Origin of the sequence: Shewanella phaeophyticola (assembly GCF_025398315.1) — a bacterium.
Classification (GTDB): domain Bacteria; phylum Pseudomonadota; class Gammaproteobacteria; order Enterobacterales; family Shewanellaceae; genus Shewanella; species Shewanella phaeophyticola.
Window position 1 is genome coordinate 796227 of the sequence record NZ_JAODOQ010000001.1, and the last position, 19469, is coordinate 815695.

Sequence of the window (19469 nt, forward strand, 5' to 3'; positions counted from 1 at the left end):
AGCTATGATAATTATGTTTTTATTTTCCAAAAAATCTAACTTAAGTGTTTATTATGACGAATCAAAAACACAATGCAGATGACAAAAAAATGGCAACTAAAGGTGTATCTAGGAGCTTTAATAACTACCAGGATATGCATGCGATAGTACCAGAGCCAGTAACGGAAAATGACGAGCTAGCAGAGCAAACGGTAACTCAGGGGCTGTCAAATATTGTCATTACTGACCAACTTGATGAGCCAAATGAGGCGACGGATTTTTCCGAGGTGAGTGTTGAGCTTGAAATCATCGATCCAGAGGTATTATGTCGCAGGGATAAGATAGTCTATATTTTATACTTAAAACGTGGTTTGAATGCAGCAGATTTACTTCACTATCTCACTTCCTCTTTGCCATTTCCTATTGAAATAATTATCAGCGATATAAAATCTTTAAAATCACCGGATACGTTCAAAACACATAAACGCCGCGTGAAAGAAAGTTTAATTAACACCCGCAAGCGTAAAATCGCATTAAAGATTCAAGGCGTTCGTGCCATTAATGCTGCAATGGAGCAATCTGTTAAATTTGATAGTGATATGTTAGTCAACTTATCAATTAGGTATGACTACACTCCAAAACAAGTCGTAGATGAAATCCTCAAATATAAAAAGCTTTCAACACAAGTTGCAATCAATAAAGATAAAAACCATAGTGCCCCTTTAATCCGTGCATTAATGAAATATGCAAAATTAAACATAAAGTATTGAATATGAATAACTATTTATAGTTAACTATTTCAGATGGTTATGGCGAGAATTAAGCGTGTTATCGTTGAGTTAAGCAACTAATCTTTTTCACAAGGTTTTAAGCGGCAAGTTATAGCGCATTTTCTATCGATTCGATTCAATTTTGAATACGTTATAAAGTCGATTTACACAATTAAATATCCAACCCCTTAAAGGCTAATGCCATCTTCATTTATACCAATTCCAGCAATTATCTGGTCATTCAGCGGGAGTTCTGTGTCTTCTAGGCAAGTAATAGGATTGTAGGCATAGTTGCTCTCGGCAACTGCTCCTGCGTTGCTCTACCTCCTGCATCCATGCAGTCGTACGTCAAAATCCTATTAAGCAGCATAGAAGGCACAGAAACCCGCCTTGCAGGAGACGCTCAGACAGTCCATTTCTTTGTTGCATTGCCTTAAAAGGGAATAACCATTATTTCAACAATGCGCCTCAAACTGAACAGTCTGAGCGACTCTGATTGGTCACATAATTAATGGAAATGGTATTCACCTGCTATACATCTTGCTGATATCGCCTACCGACAATCAATGTGGATTTTTCCATCTAGCATTAAGATCATACTTGCGCTGAGGTATTTTGCTGTATAGCTCACCTTGTTGTGCTGTTTTGTGATCATATCCAGCGAGATTCGGAATACCGTCGTTACTCCCCCTTTTTTTGAGGTTAATATTTAGAGTAATTACTCTTTCTTGAATAAAAAAATATAGCTTTGGATAGATCCATTTCAAACTAAAGCCTTTTATTTATTGACTTTTTAGTCAAGAATCTTTCTAATTGTTAACAATATTTAATCATACTAAAGTATTCTTCTGGAGCATGTATTGTTAAGGCATGACATAAAAATAAAACCTATAGCGATAGCAGTAGCTGTGATTTTTTCGCTAACGAGTTGTGTCTCAACTGACCCTCTGAAAAAAAATAAAGAAACGTTGATTGGTTGTGCAATTGGTACAGGTATAGGAGCTTTGCTTGGTAACTATATCGCAGGTAAAGATGGCATCGCGTATGGTGCAGCCGCAGGCGCAGCTATAGGTTGCACAATTGGTTATGACGCGCAGAAGAAACGTGAAGCATTGGAAGCATTAGCTAAAGCAGAAAATCTTAATATCCAATATGCTTCCATCAGTACAAGCACTTCAACTGACTCTCCGAACAGTATATTCATTAACACTGCAAACAGCTCTGTTACAGACGAAGATGCAGAAAAGTATGCTGACTACCAAGATGTAGGCATGGCAGCGACTATTTCAAGTAACGATAATACGATGTTTGTTTCTGGTTCTGCTATTGCAACCAATAAAGCCAAAGTACAGTTTCAAAAATTGTCAGAAATCTATAAAGATTCATCGGCAAATATTTTGATCACTGGCCATACCGATTCCAGTGGTAGTGAAGAACTGAATCAACATTTAAGTGAGCAACGAGCACGATACGTAGCCCAAATATTCAGTGAGGCTGGAATTGCATCAGAGCGATTATTTTTCCAAGGTGCTGGAGAAAGCCAACCTATTTCGGCCAACAGCACTCAAGCTGGTAAAGCTCAAAATCGCCGAGTTGAAGTCATTGAGATTGTTGGTGAGCCAGAGCAATTACTTGCCTATTCGTCAAAACAAAAATCCAATCTAGCGTATTTATCTCGTCGTTCACAAGACAAAGTTAAGTCGGTTGTTGCAACGGCCAAAACCTCTACACGTGTCAGTTCTGTATCACACTCTCCAGAGGTTGACTTAGCGAAAGTATCTAAAGCTGAGGTTAAAAAGTTAATTAAACCTGTTACGCGTAAAATAGCCAGCGTCGATTTTGGTGGCACTGCAATGACGCGAATAGAATCGGATTTTGCACAATTAGTGGGTGAGCGAAAACAGGACAGTTTTGCTTTGTTTAGCAAAGCGTATGCATCAGAAATATCGAGCTTAAACTGCGTAGCTGAGGCCCACGAGTTGACGGTGAAATCAAAAGTTTGGCTACAGGCAAGCGTTACCAAAAGAGTGATTATAATACCGCAGACTATCTGCCTGGTATGAATGGCACCGTATGGGTTGAGAAGGTTAATGGGCATTATATAGGCTTAACACCGGTCGCGGTTGTCAGTAATAGCGGCACCGCGGTTGCCAATCCTGACATTAAAATTTGGAAAGATTTTGACAGTGCTAAAACACAAGAGTCGCCGACTTACCAAGTGAGTAGTTCTATTGAAACGTATTATGGTGAAACAGGCTTGTTATACCGCGTGTTCTCTAGAGACAGCAATGCTCCAGTACGTTGCATGGATATCGTTATGCCAATTGATCAAACGGCAAAAGCGATTTCAGGCAAATTATATTATGAAAAAAACAAAACAGTTTATGAAGCGAACTTTGAGCCTAAATTGTTATAATAATTAATTTTTATGGAGTATAAATGGATTTTTTAGCAACCTTGTTTAATGAATACCGAGTATTGATATCTGTACTGCTAACGACCTTGTCGTTAATTGTCATGGTCACCATTTGGTGGGATAAAGTCAGCTTCTGGTGGCTTAATGTGTATTACTCATTACCTTTGATAGGTAAAGAGAATCGTTTATCAAAAGATTATGAGACGCCTGTAAAAGTTTACAATAAATCATGGTTAAACAGTGAAGTGTCACTGTGTGCTGATTTTGCCAGCCATTATGAAAAAGTGAATAAAGACGAAGAACTATTTGCGAAAAGCCAAGATTACCTTGGTAAAGTGACTGAAAATGGACGTAATAACTTGCATGCGATTGGTTGGATCTTGATTGCGTCGCTGGTATTTGTTGAGGCGATGGGGTTCAGCTATGTTCTTTCTGGTTTTACCATTCCTGGTGCATCTGAATCCATGCAAAAGCAAGGAGCCCTCGGTATCGCCTTTATTATTTCTGTATTGCTGGTGGGCTTAACTCACTTTACCGGACATGAACTTCACGGCAATTCATTGATCAAAAAAGCGAAAGTATGGTGGAAAAACGCCAAAAATAGAGATCGTAATACACCAGAACTTGCACCAAATAACCGGATTAACTTAGACAAAACATTTGAAGATGATGATGAGCCACAATATAAGCAGTTAATTAATCGTATCTCGACAAATGCAGAAGTGAAACCTCGTTATTTAGTGACGATTATTACAGCGGTTGCAATTATTGTTATTGCGGTGCTTGCTACATATGTTCGTGGCCAAGTATTAGAAAAAGAACATATTGAAACAGTGATGATTGACACAAGTTCATCTATGTATCAAGAACAAGACCCATATGCAGAACCTGTTCCGGCTATCTTATTACAAGACAAGCAAGAGACGGATGCTAAAGGTGATGAAGACGCGTGGGATCGTGAGAAAAAAGGCGGCTGGGGGACATTTATCTTCCTTGCGTTCTTATTTGTGCTATTGCAAATTTTCGGTATTTTAATCGGATTTAAAACAGGATTTTCGGGTAAGCATTCAAGTGATGCACGTAAAGAAATTGATCCTTTTAAGAGTGAACGAGAATTTAAAGCTCATTACTCACGTTTGAAGCAACAGGTTGCCCGTATTGCACAAAAAAGACTGACTAACCTACAACAGAAAATGAATCAACGTGCCGAAACCAACTGTCAAGATCCTAAGGTGTTGCACGTATTAGAAGCCTGTGGTGATCGCTCATTTTTAACGTATATGGAAGAGCTTGGAGCTGCTGAAACCAAGTTTGACCAATCAACGCGTCGAAGAGAGCACCAAACTCAAATTGACAATAAGGCATTAGCAACGAGTGCTCAACCGGTACCGGCAGCAACACACGCACCTTCTGAACCGATTGCCACTGAATTAGAAACGGCAACCGTGCCAGAAACGGTTGCAAAACAAGTTGTTGACTCAAAGACCGTTGCAGAAACCCCAGCAGAGGCCGAAGCACGAATTCGTGAAGAGTTGCTTGCTGAAATCGCGAAAAGTAAAGCCGAAAAAACCGTTGAAACAGAAGAACAAATGCGTGAACGGTTACGTAAAGAATTGATGCAGGAGATGAGCTAATGGCATTGGATATAACCAAAATAGGGTTATGTTGCGCATTATTAATAGCATCAACTCAGCTTTGTTTTGCCGCGGAACGAAATGATATTAAAAGCTGTTATGACTATGCTCGAGTGGATCCTAAAACGGCTTCTTCTGTGCCTCAACGCCACTTATTTGTAGCAATTGATGGCACATTTTCTCCTGATATCAATATTAAAAAGCTCGTGCATCAAAAAGTGCATCTTTTTTTACAGCCTGGCGATAAAGTTACCATCATTAATTTTAGTGCCTATGTTGAAGATTTTTATACCAATATCTTGTTCACCGGTAAATTAGATACAGACATTGCAAATCGTGATGATGTCTCGAAAAAGCTATTGAGAAAATTTGATCATTGTATGAGTCAACAAGGGGCTTATGTTAAGCGCAGAGTAGATTCAAGCATCATTTCGTCGTTTAAAAAAGATGATGTTAATGTGCCAAAAACCGAAATATTGTCAAATTTATCACAAGTCATTGCACCGATCATTGCTGCTGACAATGATGGTCGCCGCTTATTGTTATTAGTGTCAGACATGGTTGAAAATTCGGATGTTACCAGCTTTTATGCTAGTAACTCCCTGAAAACGATTGCACCAGAGCAAGAAATTGCCAAAGTGACTAAAGCAAATATGCTAAGTAACTTTAATCAGGCCGATATCTATGTACTTGGCGCCGGCTGGATTACATCGGATACAAAAGGGTATCGTGGCGGAGATAAAATGCTGCCTCTAAAGCAGTTTTGGAGCCAATACTTTGATCAATCTAATGCTAAGTTAAAAGCTTTTGGGCAACCCGTTTTAATGGTCGATATGTAATACAAGTTCTGCTACCTGTGAAGCACAGCTTCGCAGGTGGTTTGATTTGAACTATTCACGTATTGCACTTATTGAACCTATTAATAATCAAGTAGTTTATCTAATAGCGTCATCATTAAATTTATCCTCTTGATGTTTGTACAAACAATTAAAAACATAGCTTAGAGTAAAGGATTATTGAATGAAACATTGCACGACAGCATTGACTATTGAAGATCATTTTTGCCCTGATTGTGGGGATAACATTGAAAACCTTGTCACGATAAAGTCAGTAATCGCATTACACCCAGATATGATTGATGATTTGAAAGTACATTGCCCTGATGCAACAATTTATACTGGCTGGGTAGAAAAAACGCATCATTATAAACGTCGTTATAAATCCCGCGGAAGCCATAGTGAAACATTGTACTATTCATACTGGTTTTTAACGCTTAATAACGAGAACGGAGAGCAAAAAACAATCAGCATTAGTTCTGAAGATAGTTCTCTGGATAGAGTAGCAAAGGATGACATTATTACTATTTTAATGCCAACCAACTACAGTGCAAATCATCCATTAGCCGATAAAGATGATGCTAAAACTGTGACTCATAATGAGCTAGCTCCCGTTGTTGTTTTTCACCGAGATAGTGGTCAAGAGTCTATCCGTGAGCCTGGTTATCGTGTTGATGGTTTTTCTAAAGCAAACATTTTTTTCAATGCTTTTATCTTTTGTTGCATAGTAGGTTTTGCAGGGCTTTATTTTGAAGTATACCCTTTCAAATTAGGGGCACTATTAACTGTAATCGTCACCATCATTATTGGATCTATTTGGAGTAGTCACCGCACAAAAGTTTTTGAGGCAGAGACTGCTAGGTTAGCTGAAATCAAGAAAACCACCAAACGTATATTAGGTGTGTCAATAGATGATATGGGTTATGAACAACGAGCTCGAAAAGCCAAAAAAGACGATGTGTTTTGCCCTCATTGTGATGCCCTTAACGATAGTCAACACCGATATTGCTCATCTTGTGGTGCATTGCAAGCCAACGATATGGTTGATGAATTAGTTTCTGCTGCGAGCGTTACATCTAACGGGCAGGATATGACTCATTCGTTAACAGAGGCTGGTAGTCGTTCAATTGAACCTGTACCCTCATCGAGGCGAATCACAAGACAAGAAAAAATACTGCAAACGTGCCATCCATTCATTATGTCTAATGAGAGTGATTACATTCACAAGCATGTATTAGTGTCTAATTTCCCTGCACAATTAGCAGTTACTCTCGACTTGTGAAAGTCATTGATAAGACCGTCCAATCAGATGTTAATGATGATACTCATGTTAGCTCTAGAACAACACGTACAGATTATAAAGACCGTTATGGCAGCACTATTAGCTCAGAATACAACACCACTACAACCAGTCATCGTCAACGAAACTCGCGTATTTATGGCGAATTGATGATTGAAACTCCTGACGGGGAAGAGCAATCATTTAAGGCTCCTCAGTCGCTTTTAGGTTCTGCAGACGTTGGAGATTGGATCTTGTTGGGTAGCAGTAAGGTTGTAGGTCAGGGCACCAATGAAGGTTATGATGAGTTTTATTACAATATTAATAAAAATGAAACGATAAATCCTGAAACCGCCACGCAATGGATCAGAAGCTCAACGAAAAGTAAGATGATTATTTTTATGCTGTTAATATTAGCTTGTGCGTGCTCTGCATATTTTGATGTTGTTATGAATGCTATTTCTTCTGTTGTTCCAATCACAGTGGTTTATCCACTATTTAGATTGACTGACATGTTACATATTCCTATAAACTACTCTCCGCTAGTGCTTTTAGCCTGTGTGTTTGTATTATTAATTATCATAAAGTCGACATTTATTCGTAGTAATAAGAAGCGGCGCATATTGGCGCTAGGTTCGTTATATGACACGTTACGACAGTGTCAAAATACACGAGAGCCTTTCTTAAAACTGTAAATCTACCGGGTTTTCAATAACAATAAAAAAACGCTCATAGTGAATGCTTTGAGCGTTTTTTTATTGGTTGTTCAATATCGCTATTCGCTGCTTGCGTCTTTTTCTTCGTGAGTGGTTATTTTATACAATCCGCATTAGAATTTGCTCTTTTAGCAAAATGATCAGGAGGTATTCGAGGCAGCCTTTTGAAGACATCGTCGTTCTCGGCAACTGCTCCTGCGTTGCTCTTGATGTGGTGTTGACCACCTTAAGGAGGTCAACGTATTTATCGCTGATAAAGGCTATGACAGCGATGCTTTAAGGGCATATGTCAATTCTAAAGGTGGCAAAACCGTTATACCGAAGCGAAATTATGGGCAAGATATCGACAAAGAAAGCATGGATTGGTGTCTCTACAAGTATCGACATTTGGTTGAGAATGTTTTCGCGAGGATAAAGCACTTCCGAGTAATATCAACAAGATATGATAAGTTAGCAAGAAATTACGCCAGTATGGTATCACTGTCGTTTACTATAATGTGGCTGCCGATGTATTGTTGAATAAAATGTGTACAGCAAAGATCAATAGACCCTAATGACGCAGCCTAAAATAGTTCATATTCTAATAAGGATTGATATTAGAACAAGTTTTTTGATGCAATGGTTAAGGGTGCACTCTATTTCGGCCTAAGGTTTTTGCTTGATACAAACATTTGTCGGCAGTATTGATTAGCTCGTCGATACTTTGATCTTCACTCAGTTGTGAAATACCGATACTAATGGTGACATTAATTTGTTGTGATAAGAAATTAACCGTATGTTGCTCAACGCTGCTGCGGATTTTTTCTGCAATAATGTTGGCTTGTTCTGCGGATGTTTGCGGCAGAATAATCAAAAACTCTTCGCCGCCCCAGCGAGCGACACAATCTTGTTGTCGAACTTGTTCTTTAAAGAGGGTTGATAACTCAGTCAGCACCATGTCTCCACCATTGTGGCCGTATTTGTCGTTAACTAATTTAAAGTGGTCTAAATCGCACAATAATACCGATAGCGGCTCATTGTTACGCTGCAATCTTGATTTTTCTTGTTCTAGAATGGTTGCGGCATTTCGCCTGTTAGCTAATTTTGTGAGCGGATCACGCATGGCAAGATCTTGGTATTGTCTGCTGAGCTCAAGTGCATTTTTGTATGATTGCATTCTGGAGTATTCATACAGGGCTGATAAAAATGACATGGTTAAAAACGATAAGATCAGTCGTAGGGTGTAACTGTTACTGTATTGCGCATGTTGAATGATGTGTTGTGGTAAAAAGATGATGATGCAGATAACCGTTAAAAAAATTAACAGGTTTATTAAGCCATTACGAAGCCCTAATACATATACCGACACTGGAGCCACGATGAAAATCCATAAAGGCTACGGTGTGTTCAACTCCACCGCTAAAGACTAAGTAAAACATCAATAAATATAGTGAGTAAATGACCAGTGTTGAGCCGATTTTAAGCTCGAGTTTATTGACAGAAAAAAACGCGATTAAATAGATTGTGCTGGCGACAAACAACACAACAGAGAGCATGGTGTTATGGCCAAATAAGCTGAGTAATCCCATCAAAAAAGTAATGGACATACCAACCAACGAAAACAAAGCAACGACCCAAGCTTGTTGTTGCTCGCCGGTGCTGTTTTTGTGTTGTTTGATTAATGCACGCAATGGTTAATCCTTTAAGTATTGTTGAACTCAAAGTCGAAATAGAAATGAATTAAGTCATTACTGAAATAGTAAAAAACCATTTATTGTATGTTCAGGTTGCCATAAAATGACAATTTAGCCAACGTAATTTGCCTGTAATTGGTATGGCTAACAAATAAAGTAGATGACTAATATGTTCAATTGAGAAATTGTTTAGATTGTCGTTGACCTGAAAGTCATGTTGATAAGGTGATAATGAGCATTTAATACATTATTAATGCTCATTTAACCAAGGTAGAAGGGCATTAATTGTTTGAGTGATGGTATTGGCAGAATCCGCCTGGTAACCGTAGGTGCGAATACCAAAAATAACCGTCATCAATTGCGCGGCATAAGCTTTAGCTTGTTCAATGTTATAAAGGCGACTGAGGTAATCGGCATAAATTTCTTCTATACTGGCTAATTGTGCTGATGCAAATTGGTATAAAGTATTACCTTGTGAAGCCAATTCAAGTTGGGTTTTGATCAAAAAGCAACCACAGTAATCACAAGATTTTGACTGCTCGACTAAATTGGTCAATATTTGCTTGATGCCCTCATTGACGTTAGAAGTATTTGCCATTTTTTGGTGAATTGAATCAATTGAAAACGCGGCATAGCGGGCTAATGCTTCTTGAAACAGCTTCTCTTTATTTTCGAACTCATGATAAATACTGCCTGGTTTTAATCCTGTGGCCTTAGTGATCTGCTGGATACTCGATGCCGCATAACCTTGTTGCCAAAATAAACGAATAACGTTATCTAATACGTCTTCTCGCTGATAATTTTTTTTGCCATTTTACTGCCTCGATCTTGCCCCATGTGCTATGGCTAAATGGTACCATTATTGGAATAACTGTTCAAAATATGCCTATGTATCACGTTAACATGATGAGTATTAATGCATGTTAAATAAAGTTGTTTAGGGTTAACCGTAAAATAAAAGTCATTATCATGCTTAATAAAGGGTGTTGTTAATATGCTTTGCTTGACGGACATGCTTACCTATCGTGTGGCTTAACTCAGTGTCTTGAGGAATTTAATTTAACCGAAGCCTGTTTCTATTGCGTGTTTAATCGGTGTAACAACCTAACATTAAGTTGGGTTGTGTATTAAAAACATTATGTTTTTCAATGCCTAGCTTGTAAAAACCTAGGTTATCGTCCACAGTTAACCTATGTTATTTTAACTTATGATAAACATGACCAAAATTGCTAGTTATAAAAATGCGCTTAAATTGGGTATTGGAGTGTTCGCTTTTGGCTTAGTCATTAGTGTTGGTGTTGCCTTAGGGGTAAAAAATAAAAATGAGCAATATATAAACAAAACCCTAGATGATGTCAGTAAGCAAGTTTCATCTAATATTACTAATCGTCTGCAACTCTATCAATATGGCTTACGCAGTGCTCGTGGGATTATCTTCACAGAAGGTGTTGATGGGATGTCGCGTGCAAAATTCATCAAATACAGCCAAACACGTGATTTAGATAATGAGTTCCCAGGTGCTAGGGGGTTTGGTTTTATTCGGCGTGTTTCTCTGGCGGATGAGTTTGAGTTTTTAGCACAAGCAAAGGCGGATGATTGACTCAATTTTAATATTAGGCAGCTTAATTCACACGATGATGAACGTTATGTGATTCAATATATTGAACCTGTAGAGCGTAATTACTCGGCGGTAGGTTTAGATATTGCTTCAGAGCAAAACCGTAAACATGCTGCTAAAGATGCGTATCTTACTGGTGAGGTTAGGCTCACTGGCTCTATTACCTTAGTGCAAGCTACAGGGAGTCCTTTACAAGCATTTTTAGTGTTAATGCCAATTTATAGCACAGGATATACCCCTCCAACTGTTCAATTAAGAGAGGCCAACGCATTTGGTTGGAGTTATGCTCCTTTAGTGGCCAACGAAGTTTTTGACGAACTGCCTTTGTCGCGAGATTCGACAAAGTTAATCATTAAAGATATTACTCATTTTGATGAGCATGTCGCTTTTTACGAGACACACTTAGATGATGCGAGTCCATTATCAAAATATAATGTTACTGTAGAGCGAGAAGTGTTTGGGCGTAAGTGGCAAATTACGCTCGCTGCTTACCCTAATTTTGTTAGCGGTTTACAGTTAACATCACCTAATATCGTGTTTTCTTACGGACTGATTTTTAGCTTATTATTAGGGGCTTTTATTGGTTATTACACTTATACCGCCAACAAAAGAAAAATTACATTAGCTGACAATGAGCGACGCGCCAATATTGTAGAGCACTCACTTGATGCGATTATTAGCTATGATTGTGATGGGATGATTACGGGATGGAACCAGGGCGCTGAAACCATATTTGGTTATACTCAAGCAGAGGTTCTAGGCTTAAAAAAACAAGCGTTTATTACCCCTGATGATTGTATCGACACTGAACAGACGTTATTTGATAAAGTGTTAGATGGTGAGTCGTTGCTTAATTATATTGGCTTTCATAAGCGTAAAGGTGATGTGTTGTTATCAACCACCATGACATCTTTAGCGATTTATAATGAATACGGCGTGATTGTAGGTGTTAGTCAAACTATCCGTGATATTACTGCAAAGCAAAATGCTGAAAAACAAATTTTAAGCTTAAATGCCAATCTAGAGCGTAAAGTCAGTGAGCGAACCCAAGCACTGGCAAAAGCCTTGTCTGAAAACAAAACTCTGCTTGAAAATATTAACCAGCAATTACTGTATTCTGAAACTGACAAAGATGGGGTGATTTTATCGGTAAATGACTATTTCTGTATTGCTTCTGGTTATTCTCGTGAACATATGATTGGCCAAAAACATTCTATTATTAAGTCAGATCAACATGATGATGCTTTTTGGCGGCAAATGTGGCTAACCATCACGGCAGGGAAAACCTGGCACAATGAAGTGTGTAATCTTGATAAGCAAGGTCAGCCTATTTGGTTCGATACGGTTATTGCACCCATCATGAGCTCCGAAGGTGAATTAGAACGTTGTATTGCTCTTAGGATCGACATTACCGAGCGTAAACAAGCCCAAATTGAAAATAATAAATTAACGTCATTGTTAACAAACGTACTTGATGCAGCATCTGAAATAGCCATCATCTCAACGGACAATAATGGCATTATCACTATTTTCAACCGAGGTGCTGAGTTATTGCTTGGTTACAGCGCGGCTGAAATTGTCGGTAAAGTCAGTCCTGCCATTTTACATTTACCCGCTGAAATCCGTGCAAGAGCTAAGGAGTTAAGCGAAGAGTTTGGTGAAGAAATTGGTTCATTTGATGTGTTTGTCTATAAAGCAAGGAATGTTGGCCAGAAACCCGCAATTGGACTTATATTCGTAAGGATTTCTCGCAGTGTCAGGTGTCTATTTCAGTTTCGGCTATGCGCAATGACGATGGCGAGCTCGTCGGTTATTTAGGTGTCGCAGTGAATATCGACACTATGCTTAAGCAACAAGAAGAATTAGTTTCAGCCAGTAACCAGTTGGTTAAGGCTGCTGAAGTGGCTGAATTAGGCATCTGGAATTACGACGTCATCAATGATGAGTTGCAATGGAATGATCGTATGTTTGCTATATACGATTATCCGATCTCGCTCAAAGAGCAAGGCTTATATTACCGCCATTGGCGTGAGCGAGTGCACCCTGATGATATCAAAATGGCAGAATTAGCTTTACAGCATGCCATTGACACTCGAACAACCTATGAGCCCACATTTAGAATTGTGACAAGTACCAATGAAATTCGCTATATACAAGCGGGTGCTCAGGTGAGTTACGATAAAACTGGCCAAGCAATTCGTGTGGTGGGGATAAACCGTGATGTCACAGAGCAACGTGAGCTTGAGCAGACTTTACGTTTAGCCAAAAAGGCTGCTGATGCGGCCAGTGCCGCCAAATCTGAATTTTTAGCCAATATGAGTCATGAGATCCGCACCCCCATGAATGCGGTGCTAGGTATGTTGCAGCTGGTACAGCATTCAGACCTCACGAGACAGCAGCATGATTATGTAAGCAAAGCAGAAATGGCCGCTAAGTCGTTGTTGGGGTTACTCAATGATATTTTAGACTTTTCCAAAATCGATGCGGGCAAGCTTGAGCTTGATTTACATCCTTTTCAGTTAGAAACCTTAATGCGCGAATTAGCCGTGATGCTCGCGACGAATGTGCATAATAAAAATATCGAAGTTATTTTTGACCTTGATCCAACCATTCCCTACCTCATTGAAGGTGATGAACAACGTTTGCGCCAGGTGTTGCTCAACCTTGCCGGTAATGCAATTAAATTCACCTCTGAAGGTCATGTCATTGTGAGTGTGCTTTGCCATAAGATTGAACAAAATCAAGTTAACATGACTTTGTCGATATCTGACACGGGTATTGGTATATCTGAAGAGCAAAGTAATAAAATTTTTCAAGGGTTTATGCAAGCAGAGTCGTCCACCTCAAGGCGATTCGGCGGTACAGGCTTGGGTTTAGCCATTACGAAAAGCTTGGTTGACCTAATGGGCTCTGATTTGCAATTAACTAGCCATGTAGGTCAAGGTAGTCGTTTTTGGTTTGAGCTGACTCTTAACATTGTCGAGATGAACAATACCTTGTTTTCTATCGACTTACAGGGTAAAAATATTCTGATTGTTGACGACAGTAAAATGAGTCGTAAAATTATCTCCAAAACCTTAGTTGCTCATGGGGCTTACGTAAATGAAGCAGGAAACAGCAAGCAAGCTATTAATTTGATAGAGCAAAGCATCAATGCGACCCATCAATATGATGTGATTATTATGGATTGGCGTATGCCAGGGATGAATGGCTTAGATACAACGCAGTATATTCAACAAATGTTTGATGAGGGCGATGCCCCCGCAATCATCATGCTTACCGCTTATGGTTCGGAAGTGTTGAAACAATCTAAACAGTATCGTCAGCAACCATTTGTGAGCATGTTATCTAAACCTGTTACGGCTAATTTAATGCTTGAGGCGGTACAACAAGCCATAAATGGGGTGTATACACCGCTTGTATCCTCACACTATTGAACATTTAGCATTAGAGTCTGTTAGGGTGTTGGTTGTTGAGGATAACCAATTAAATCGCCAAGTTATTGATGAGTTATTGCGCTTGCAAGGTGCGTTGGTGACACTCGCAAAAGGTGGTGTTGAAGGGGTTGAATGGGTCACACAGTCTGATAAGTCATTTGATATTGTGATTATGGATATGCAAATGCCTGACATAGACGGTTTAGAAGCGACGCGCCTTATCCGTGCTGATGGCCGTTTTAATGATTTACCGATTTTAGCCATGACGGCTAATGCTTCTTTAGCCGATAAAGCGTTATGTTTAGAAGCCGGTATGAACGAACATATCGGTAAACCTATTGACATGACATTATTACTGCCTTGTATGTTGGCGCTGTTAGGCCGAGGTCCAACGACATCAGAGCCAGTGGAGCAGAGGTTATTGTCAGGTTCTCATACCCATAAAGATGATGTACTCGAAAATCCTGAGTCAATATTGCGTCGATTCGGTGGCGAGAGAGCCTTTTTTATTGATGTGAAACACCATTTTGCGATTGAAATGTCTCAACAATTCGTTTTGCTTACTCAAGCGTTTGAGCAAGGTGATAACAACGCCATCAGCACTATTGCTCATACCATAAAAGGCACTGCAAGTAACATTGGTGCAAAGAGACTGGCTGCTTTTGCAGAACAATTAGAGCGTTCGATCAAAAATACTGATAGTGTTGATGCTAGTGATTATTTGAGTCAAATACAGCGACACATAAACGATAGCTTGCATATGTTAGATACTTTGTTTCCTGATGAGGTCATTTCCACAAATGAGGTGGATAAATCACAATATTTGCCGATAGAGAGTATAGACGCTGATAAAAAGGTTAGACTGATGGCATTATTAATAGAACAGAACCTTGATGCAATTGACTATCTTGAAAGTATGTTGATCAATGTTGCTGTTGATAAGCAGTGGTTAAGGTTAAGCAGCCAGGTAAGTCAATTGGAATTTTTAGACGCTATTGATACCTTAACGTCGATTATGAAGGAGTAATGCGTGTTCATTGATGAGTATGTTTTGGGGGCTCCCCCTGAGAAATGTAAGATTTTGCTTGTTGATGATCAGGTCGTCAACATCAAGATTTTACATCAACTATTACAAGATGACTATGATATATACATGGCTCGCGATGGTCATCAAGCCATAGATATGTGTAACAAAGTGAAGCCAGATCTTGTGTTATTAGACATTGAAATGCCTGTTTTAAATGGTTTTGATGTGTGCGCGCATTTAAAAAATGATCCTAATACTCAGGATATAGCGGTAATTTTCATTTCGGGTCACTTTGATGAAGATAAAGAGGTGAAAGGTTTTAAGCTTGGTGCGGTTGATTTTATTCACAAACCAATAAACCCTGTTATTACCAAAGCGCGAGTTAAAAATCAGATTAAGTTGAAATCACAGTCTGATTTATTACGCTCTATTGCGTTGCTAGATGGATTAACGGGGGTTGCAAACCGACGTAACTTTGAACAGGTGTTGCCCGTTACCTGGCTACAATGTTGCCGTGAGCAACAACCCGTAACGATGATTTTATTAGATATTGATTTCTTTAAGTCATTTAATGATACCTACGGCCATACCGAAGGTGATGCTTGCTTACGGCAAGTGGCACAAAAAATTCATGATACGGTTAACCGTCCCTACGATTTCGTTGCCCGCTTCGGCGGAGAAGAGTTTGTGTGTATTTTGCCTAATACCGATTTGGTTGGTGGGACTTATGTGGCTCAACAAATTGTTGACAGTATTGTGTCACTTAAAATAGCCCATGAAAGCTCACAAGTATCGAGTTATGTCACCATTAGTGCGGGGGTTGCGACGATAGTGCCTACTCGTGACGTGACGGCAAATATGCTTATTGAGGCGGCTGACAAACAACTTTATTTAGCAAAAAAACGTGGCAGAAACAGAGTACTCGGTGCACAAGTTTCAACGGCAGAGTTAGCCACGGTTTAGTGGTTATCACAGGGTAAAATATTGCCCTGTGATTAAAATTTATGGCGATAACCTAGTGTATAGGCAATATCTGCACTGTTATCCATGTTTGCAAAGTTCTCAACCAGAGTGAATTCAATCGCACTGGTGTTTAAGTAGTAACGGTAGCCGAGTAAAGCTTCATGAGACGCATCTGAGAAGTTTTCATCCCAGCTTACCAACCCTGCATATCTGTGTATTTCTGCTAACCAACCGTGGCGTCCACTGCGATATTCATAGCCAATTGCAATCGTGGTGAAACGGTCGTCATAACTATTGGTTGATATTGACTCGGTGTCTTCAATAAAGCTAACTCCCAAGCTTGAGTTCACATGATGTGGAGCCATTTTTGTAGCTGTAGTTTATTTGAATGCTTTGCGCAAACGAATCTTCAGCAAATGAGTCACTATCGACAGCTTTGAAATAGAGACTCGCGCCAACAGATAATCCATGATGATCACTTTGTACTAACTGGTAACCTAAGTATGCCGTTAAGGCGTTTTCGAGGGTTTCCCCGCTTAAATCATCAATGTGAATATCATATTCATCTGACCGAATTTGGTTTTGATGCTTGGCTTGATCTTGACGACCATTTTGATCAAACCCAAAAGCGTCATGAAACCACATCGTCAGTGAATCTAAATGGTTATCTGCACTAAATCCCCATCGGTAATTGACATCGAGCATTAGCGCATCAGACATCTGCCATTTAACGCCACCCGTGACCGTATTTTGATAGTAATCAGCCAGCAGTACATCTGACTCAGACCACATGCTCCCGATATTGGCCGTGATATACCATTCTTTCTGGCCATTGGGTAATGAAAATCCTGAGCGCAATAGTGGTGTGTGGTTTATTGATTGCATAGGGGATTGAGCATAAACCCTTAATGGTAGCCGTAATCGTCAAAGTCTACCATCTGAGCTTGAACCGCAGGAACGACTGCTAAACCTGAAAGTGTAACTAACAAATAGGCTTTTATTGACATCATCTCTCTCATTTAATTACGTGAAATCTTGTCCAGCTTTAACACTGTTATTGATTAAGTGAAGCTATATTGTCACGGGTAAAAGTCAGCAAAATTAAACGGCACATTATGATTGCGTACAATATAAATTTGAACGTTTAAAAATGAACTAAATATTCCGATTAATTATATCAAGCATTAACTCAATCACATAATTGCTGATGTTAATTTGTTCGATGGATCTAATTACATCGTATGTAAATATCACTTAGATATTGTAAATTATTGATTGTGGCTTAAAAACAAGCTATAAGTTTTGTCATCCGCACAGTTCTTTTGCGTTCACTTATATTATTGATACTGTGACGATTTGAAATGGACGAAATACTTATAAATGGAATTTATAATGGATTGTATTACCCGGTACTTTTGTGGTGTCTTTGCTGTTAGCTCAAATGCTGATGCTCTTACCGCTGAACTGAACCCTCAACATCTTGTGATAAATAGGTGGTTGGCTCGGTCTGTTACTCTTAATGGTCGGCTCGTTTTTACTAAAGCGAACATTGTCTGTGTTCACCACAGGTTAACGGAGTACTGATGGACTTTATTTTGTTGTTAGGTTTGCTGGTAATTGTCATACCTCTGCAAATGCTGCTTGATATCATTATTGAAAATAATACTGATTTTGAATATAAAAGCGGTGATTACGTGTTGGCGTTTACCCCGTTATTGACGTTTTTTTACCCTGAACATTACCTCTACAGCTTTATCTCACTGGCCTTTATTGTGCTATATGGTATTTCATTACGATTTTACGCCTCATTTAATGAGTGGCTTGCATTTGACCAAGACCGTTTGGCGGAACTCTGTTTAAGTGGCCTAGGTTTGGGTGGACTGTTTATTGTCGTTAAGTTTAGCTATCAATTTTTGTTGTAATCATTAATGTAAGTCATTTATGTTTGTTGAGCGTGTTGCTATGCCTGAGCAACTATTTTTTGATGAAGATTACTCCACTGCTCTGGGAATTTACCGTCTAGCATATAAACAAATGCAATTAACTCAGCAATGAGTAAATAAAGTTCTTTTGGGATTTCTTCACCAAGTTCGAGTAATTGTAAAAACTCGCTTAAATGTGGGTCTTGATGAATGTGAATCCCTACACTTTTAGCGATGGCAATGATTTCATCAGCGACTAAATCCTTTCCTGTTGCGGTAATCTTTGGCGCACTAATGCCGTCGAAACTGAGTGCGACTGCTTGTTGTGTTTTTTTCGATTCATCACTCATGGGGTTTATGCCCTCGTTTTAACCAGATAATGGTCGCCAGGTAATAATGTGGCAGGAATGTGGGTTAACTGAGAGCTAAATGTCCCAGGTGTCAGGCCTATTTGGCTAATTTTTGTTGCCAGTGCACCATTAAATTTATCGACTCTTTCTAGCAGAGATTGGCTGTTGCCTTTAAATTGAATATCTAATTTATCTGCTTTCTTTTGAGCACAAATAAGCAATGAACCCTGTGCTAGATTAAATTTTAACTGTAATTTCCAACCGCCTTTCTCTTGGTCTTGCTCGCTGTCTTGTTCAAACTTGCCTTCAAACTGTTCATCACGCTGATTGATTGTATAAGGTAATGCAAAATACCAGGTCATCGCTTGATTTTGATCTGTGCTCGCTTGTTGGTACATTGCAATACTATTGGCAAGTTGAGCCATCGAATCGGCGCCACTGAGTTTATCAAGCGCACCAAGCAAGCCGGAGTTTCCAGTTAATTTAGCGAGGGTGCGTTGTTGTAATTGGGCTAAGTGATCTTGTAATTTTGCACTGAGCCCTGAGCTGTTTGATTGGGCTTTCACGCCAAGTAACAGTTGAAATAATGTTGTGATGGCGCCGCCAGAATAAAGAGGAGAGCTTGCAGAGTTTGAAGGCAGAATTGACTGCGCGAGGTTTAAACTTGCAAGGCTGTGGAGTTCATGGCTCAGTAATTTGGGATCGCTTAATGCACTTAATGGATGAGGGCTCATCTGCGGTAAATGCTTTAATAATTCAGTGGCCAAGCTATTGGGCAGTTGTAAATTTTGCTGTTGTCTTATTGGCATTGCTCCCGCTTTAGATAAGGCTTTATTCAGCACCTCTATT

General features: G+C 39.3%; 19 protein-coding genes and 3 pseudogenes. 14 read left to right on the plus strand and 8 right to left on the minus strand.

Annotated elements, in window-relative coordinates; genetic code table 11:
• Positions 1-53: 53 nt before the first annotated feature.
• The 8 genes and pseudogenes from N4T56_RS03775 to N4T56_RS03810 all read left to right on the plus strand — a co-directional run.
• Positions 54-749 (plus strand): hypothetical protein, encoded by a 696-nt coding sequence (locus tag N4T56_RS03775; protein WP_261732280.1) that lies wholly within the window; start codon positions 54-56, stop codon positions 747-749.
• Between the two features lie 908 nt (positions 750-1657).
• Positions 1658-2812 carry an OmpA family protein gene (locus N4T56_RS03780; protein ID WP_261732281.1) on the plus strand — a complete coding sequence of 385 codons (1155 nt, stop codon included), beginning with the start codon at positions 1658-1660 and terminating at the stop codon, positions 2810-2812.
• The gene (locus N4T56_RS03785) at positions 2809-3165 is read left to right on the plus strand and encodes a hypothetical protein (protein WP_261732282.1); all 357 of its coding nucleotides are present in this window, start codon (positions 2809-2811) and stop codon (positions 3163-3165) included. The genes N4T56_RS03780 and N4T56_RS03785 overlap by 4 nt, the downstream gene beginning before the upstream one ends.
• A gap of 23 nt (positions 3166-3188) precedes the next feature.
• On the plus strand, positions 3189-4799 hold the full coding sequence (locus N4T56_RS03790; RefSeq protein ID WP_261732283.1) for a hypothetical protein: 1611 nt from the start codon (positions 3189-3191) through the stop codon (positions 4797-4799).
• The gene (locus N4T56_RS03795; protein ID WP_261732284.1) at positions 4799-5638 is read left to right on the plus strand and encodes a hypothetical protein; all 840 of its coding nucleotides are present in this window, start codon (positions 4799-4801) and stop codon (positions 5636-5638) included. Before N4T56_RS03790 ends, N4T56_RS03795 begins: the two co-directional genes overlap by 1 nt.
• A gap of 181 nt (positions 5639-5819) precedes the next feature.
• Positions 5820-6917, plus strand: a complete 1098-nt coding sequence (locus tag N4T56_RS03800; RefSeq protein WP_261732285.1) for a zinc ribbon domain-containing protein — start codon at positions 5820-5822, stop codon at positions 6915-6917.
• Complete coding sequence (locus N4T56_RS03805; protein ID WP_261732286.1) at positions 6914-7609, plus strand: hypothetical protein; 696 nt, start codon at positions 6914-6916, stop codon at positions 7607-7609. The genes N4T56_RS03800 and N4T56_RS03805 overlap by 4 nt, the downstream gene beginning before the upstream one ends.
• A gap of 237 nt (positions 7610-7846) precedes the next feature.
• Positions 7847-8149 (plus strand): annotated as a pseudogene (locus N4T56_RS03810) (transposase); the annotation flags it as partial.
• Between the two features lie 103 nt (positions 8150-8252).
• On the opposite strand, the gene N4T56_RS03815 reads toward N4T56_RS03810, so the two are convergent.
• The 4 genes and pseudogenes from N4T56_RS03815 to N4T56_RS22655 form a co-directional block, all read right to left on the minus strand.
• Positions 8253-8987: a GGDEF domain-containing protein gene (locus tag N4T56_RS03815; RefSeq protein WP_261732287.1), complete on the minus strand. Its 735-nt coding sequence runs from the start codon at positions 8985-8987 to the stop codon at positions 8253-8255.
• Positions 8950-9300: a hypothetical protein gene (locus N4T56_RS03820; RefSeq protein ID WP_261732288.1), complete on the minus strand. Its 351-nt coding sequence runs from the start codon at positions 9298-9300 to the stop codon at positions 8950-8952. Before N4T56_RS03820 ends, N4T56_RS03815 begins: the two co-directional genes overlap by 38 nt.
• Positions 9301-9553: 253 nt before the next feature.
• Entirely contained in the window at positions 9554-9901 is a 348-nt protein-coding gene (locus tag N4T56_RS03825) for a hypothetical protein (protein WP_261732289.1), read from the minus strand.
• Positions 9902-9958: 57 nt separating this feature from the next.
• Positions 9959-10072 (minus strand): annotated as a pseudogene (locus N4T56_RS22655) (TetR/AcrR family transcriptional regulator); the annotation flags it as partial.
• 687 nt (positions 10073-10759) lie between these two features.
• Between N4T56_RS22655 and N4T56_RS22910 the strand changes: the two are divergent.
• The 5 genes and pseudogenes from N4T56_RS22910 to N4T56_RS03850 all read left to right on the plus strand — a co-directional run.
• A pseudogene (locus N4T56_RS22910) lies at positions 10760-12292 on the plus strand (CHASE domain-containing protein); the annotation flags it as partial.
• Entirely contained in the window at positions 12281-12739 is a 459-nt protein-coding gene (locus N4T56_RS22915; protein WP_449329054.1) for a PAS domain S-box protein, read from the plus strand. The pseudogene N4T56_RS22910 and the gene N4T56_RS22915, both read left to right, overlap by 12 nt.
• Positions 12682-14358, plus strand: a complete 1677-nt coding sequence (locus N4T56_RS03840; RefSeq protein WP_261732290.1) for an ATP-binding protein — start codon at positions 12682-12684, stop codon at positions 14356-14358. The genes N4T56_RS22915 and N4T56_RS03840 overlap by 58 nt, the downstream gene beginning before the upstream one ends.
• On the plus strand, positions 14339-15385 hold the full coding sequence (locus N4T56_RS03845; RefSeq protein WP_261732291.1) for a response regulator: 1047 nt from the start codon (positions 14339-14341) through the stop codon (positions 15383-15385). The genes N4T56_RS03840 and N4T56_RS03845 overlap by 20 nt, the downstream gene beginning before the upstream one ends.
• A 3-nt stretch (positions 15386-15388) precedes the next feature.
• Positions 15389-16348, plus strand: a complete 960-nt coding sequence (locus N4T56_RS03850) for a diguanylate cyclase (protein WP_261732292.1) — start codon at positions 15389-15391, stop codon at positions 16346-16348.
• A 32-nt stretch (positions 16349-16380) separates the two neighbouring features.
• Here N4T56_RS03850 and N4T56_RS03855 read toward each other — a convergent pair whose 3' ends face one another.
• Both N4T56_RS03855 and N4T56_RS03860 read right to left on the minus strand, forming a co-directional pair.
• Complete coding sequence (locus N4T56_RS03855; RefSeq protein ID WP_261732293.1) at positions 16381-16698, minus strand: DUF3187 family protein; 318 nt, start codon at positions 16696-16698, stop codon at positions 16381-16383.
• Complete coding sequence (locus tag N4T56_RS03860; protein ID WP_261732294.1) at positions 16676-17233, minus strand: DUF3187 family protein; 558 nt, start codon at positions 17231-17233, stop codon at positions 16676-16678. The genes N4T56_RS03855 and N4T56_RS03860 overlap by 23 nt, the downstream gene beginning before the upstream one ends.
• 698 nt (positions 17234-17931) lie before the next feature.
• On the opposite strand from N4T56_RS03860, the gene N4T56_RS03865 reads away from it, so the two are divergent.
• Complete coding sequence (locus N4T56_RS03865) at positions 17932-18270, plus strand: hypothetical protein (protein ID WP_261732295.1); 339 nt, start codon at positions 17932-17934, stop codon at positions 18268-18270.
• Between the two features lie 38 nt (positions 18271-18308).
• Here the strand turns inward: N4T56_RS03865 and N4T56_RS03870 are convergent, their stop codons facing one another.
• Together N4T56_RS03870 and N4T56_RS03875 are read right to left on the minus strand one after the other, a co-directional pair.
• Positions 18309-18620: an EscU/YscU/HrcU family type III secretion system export apparatus switch protein gene (locus tag N4T56_RS03870; RefSeq protein ID WP_261732296.1), complete on the minus strand. Its 312-nt coding sequence runs from the start codon at positions 18618-18620 to the stop codon at positions 18309-18311.
• A gap of 5 nt (positions 18621-18625) precedes the next feature.
• Positions 18626-19429 (minus strand): hypothetical protein, encoded by an 804-nt coding sequence (locus tag N4T56_RS03875; protein WP_261732297.1) that lies wholly within the window; start codon positions 19427-19429, stop codon positions 18626-18628.
• Positions 19430-19469 lie beyond the last annotated feature (40 nt).

Coding starts and splice junctions, on each gene's coding strand:
- N4T56_RS03795 (WP_261732284.1), top strand. CDS start 4,799: ATGGCATTGGATATAACCAAAATAGGGTTATGTTGCGCATTATTAATA.
- N4T56_RS03785 (WP_261732282.1), top strand. CDS start 2,809: ATGAATGGCACCGTATGGGTTGAGAAGGTTAATGGGCATTATATAGGC.
- N4T56_RS03775 (WP_261732280.1), top strand. CDS start 54: ATGACGAATCAAAAACACAATGCAGATGACAAAAAAATGGCAACTAAA.
- N4T56_RS03860 (WP_261732294.1), bottom strand. CDS start 17,233: ATGCAATCAATAAACCACACACCACTATTGCGCTCAGGATTTTCATTA.
- N4T56_RS22915 (WP_449329054.1), top strand. CDS start 12,281: ATGAGCTCCGAAGGTGAATTAGAACGTTGTATTGCTCTTAGGATCGAC.
- N4T56_RS03800 (WP_261732285.1), top strand. CDS start 5,820: ATGAAACATTGCACGACAGCATTGACTATTGAAGATCATTTTTGCCCT.
- N4T56_RS03825 (WP_261732289.1), bottom strand. CDS start 9,901: ATGGCAAATACTTCTAACGTCAATGAGGGCATCAAGCAAATATTGACC.
- N4T56_RS03870 (WP_261732296.1), bottom strand. CDS start 18,620: ATGAGTGATGAATCGAAAAAAACACAACAAGCAGTCGCACTCAGTTTC.
- N4T56_RS03865 (WP_261732295.1), top strand. CDS start 17,932: ATGGACTTTATTTTGTTGTTAGGTTTGCTGGTAATTGTCATACCTCTG.
- N4T56_RS03790 (WP_261732283.1), top strand. CDS start 3,189: ATGGATTTTTTAGCAACCTTGTTTAATGAATACCGAGTATTGATATCT.
- N4T56_RS03875 (WP_261732297.1), bottom strand. CDS start 19,429: ATGCCAATAAGACAACAGCAAAATTTACAACTGCCCAATAGCTTGGCC.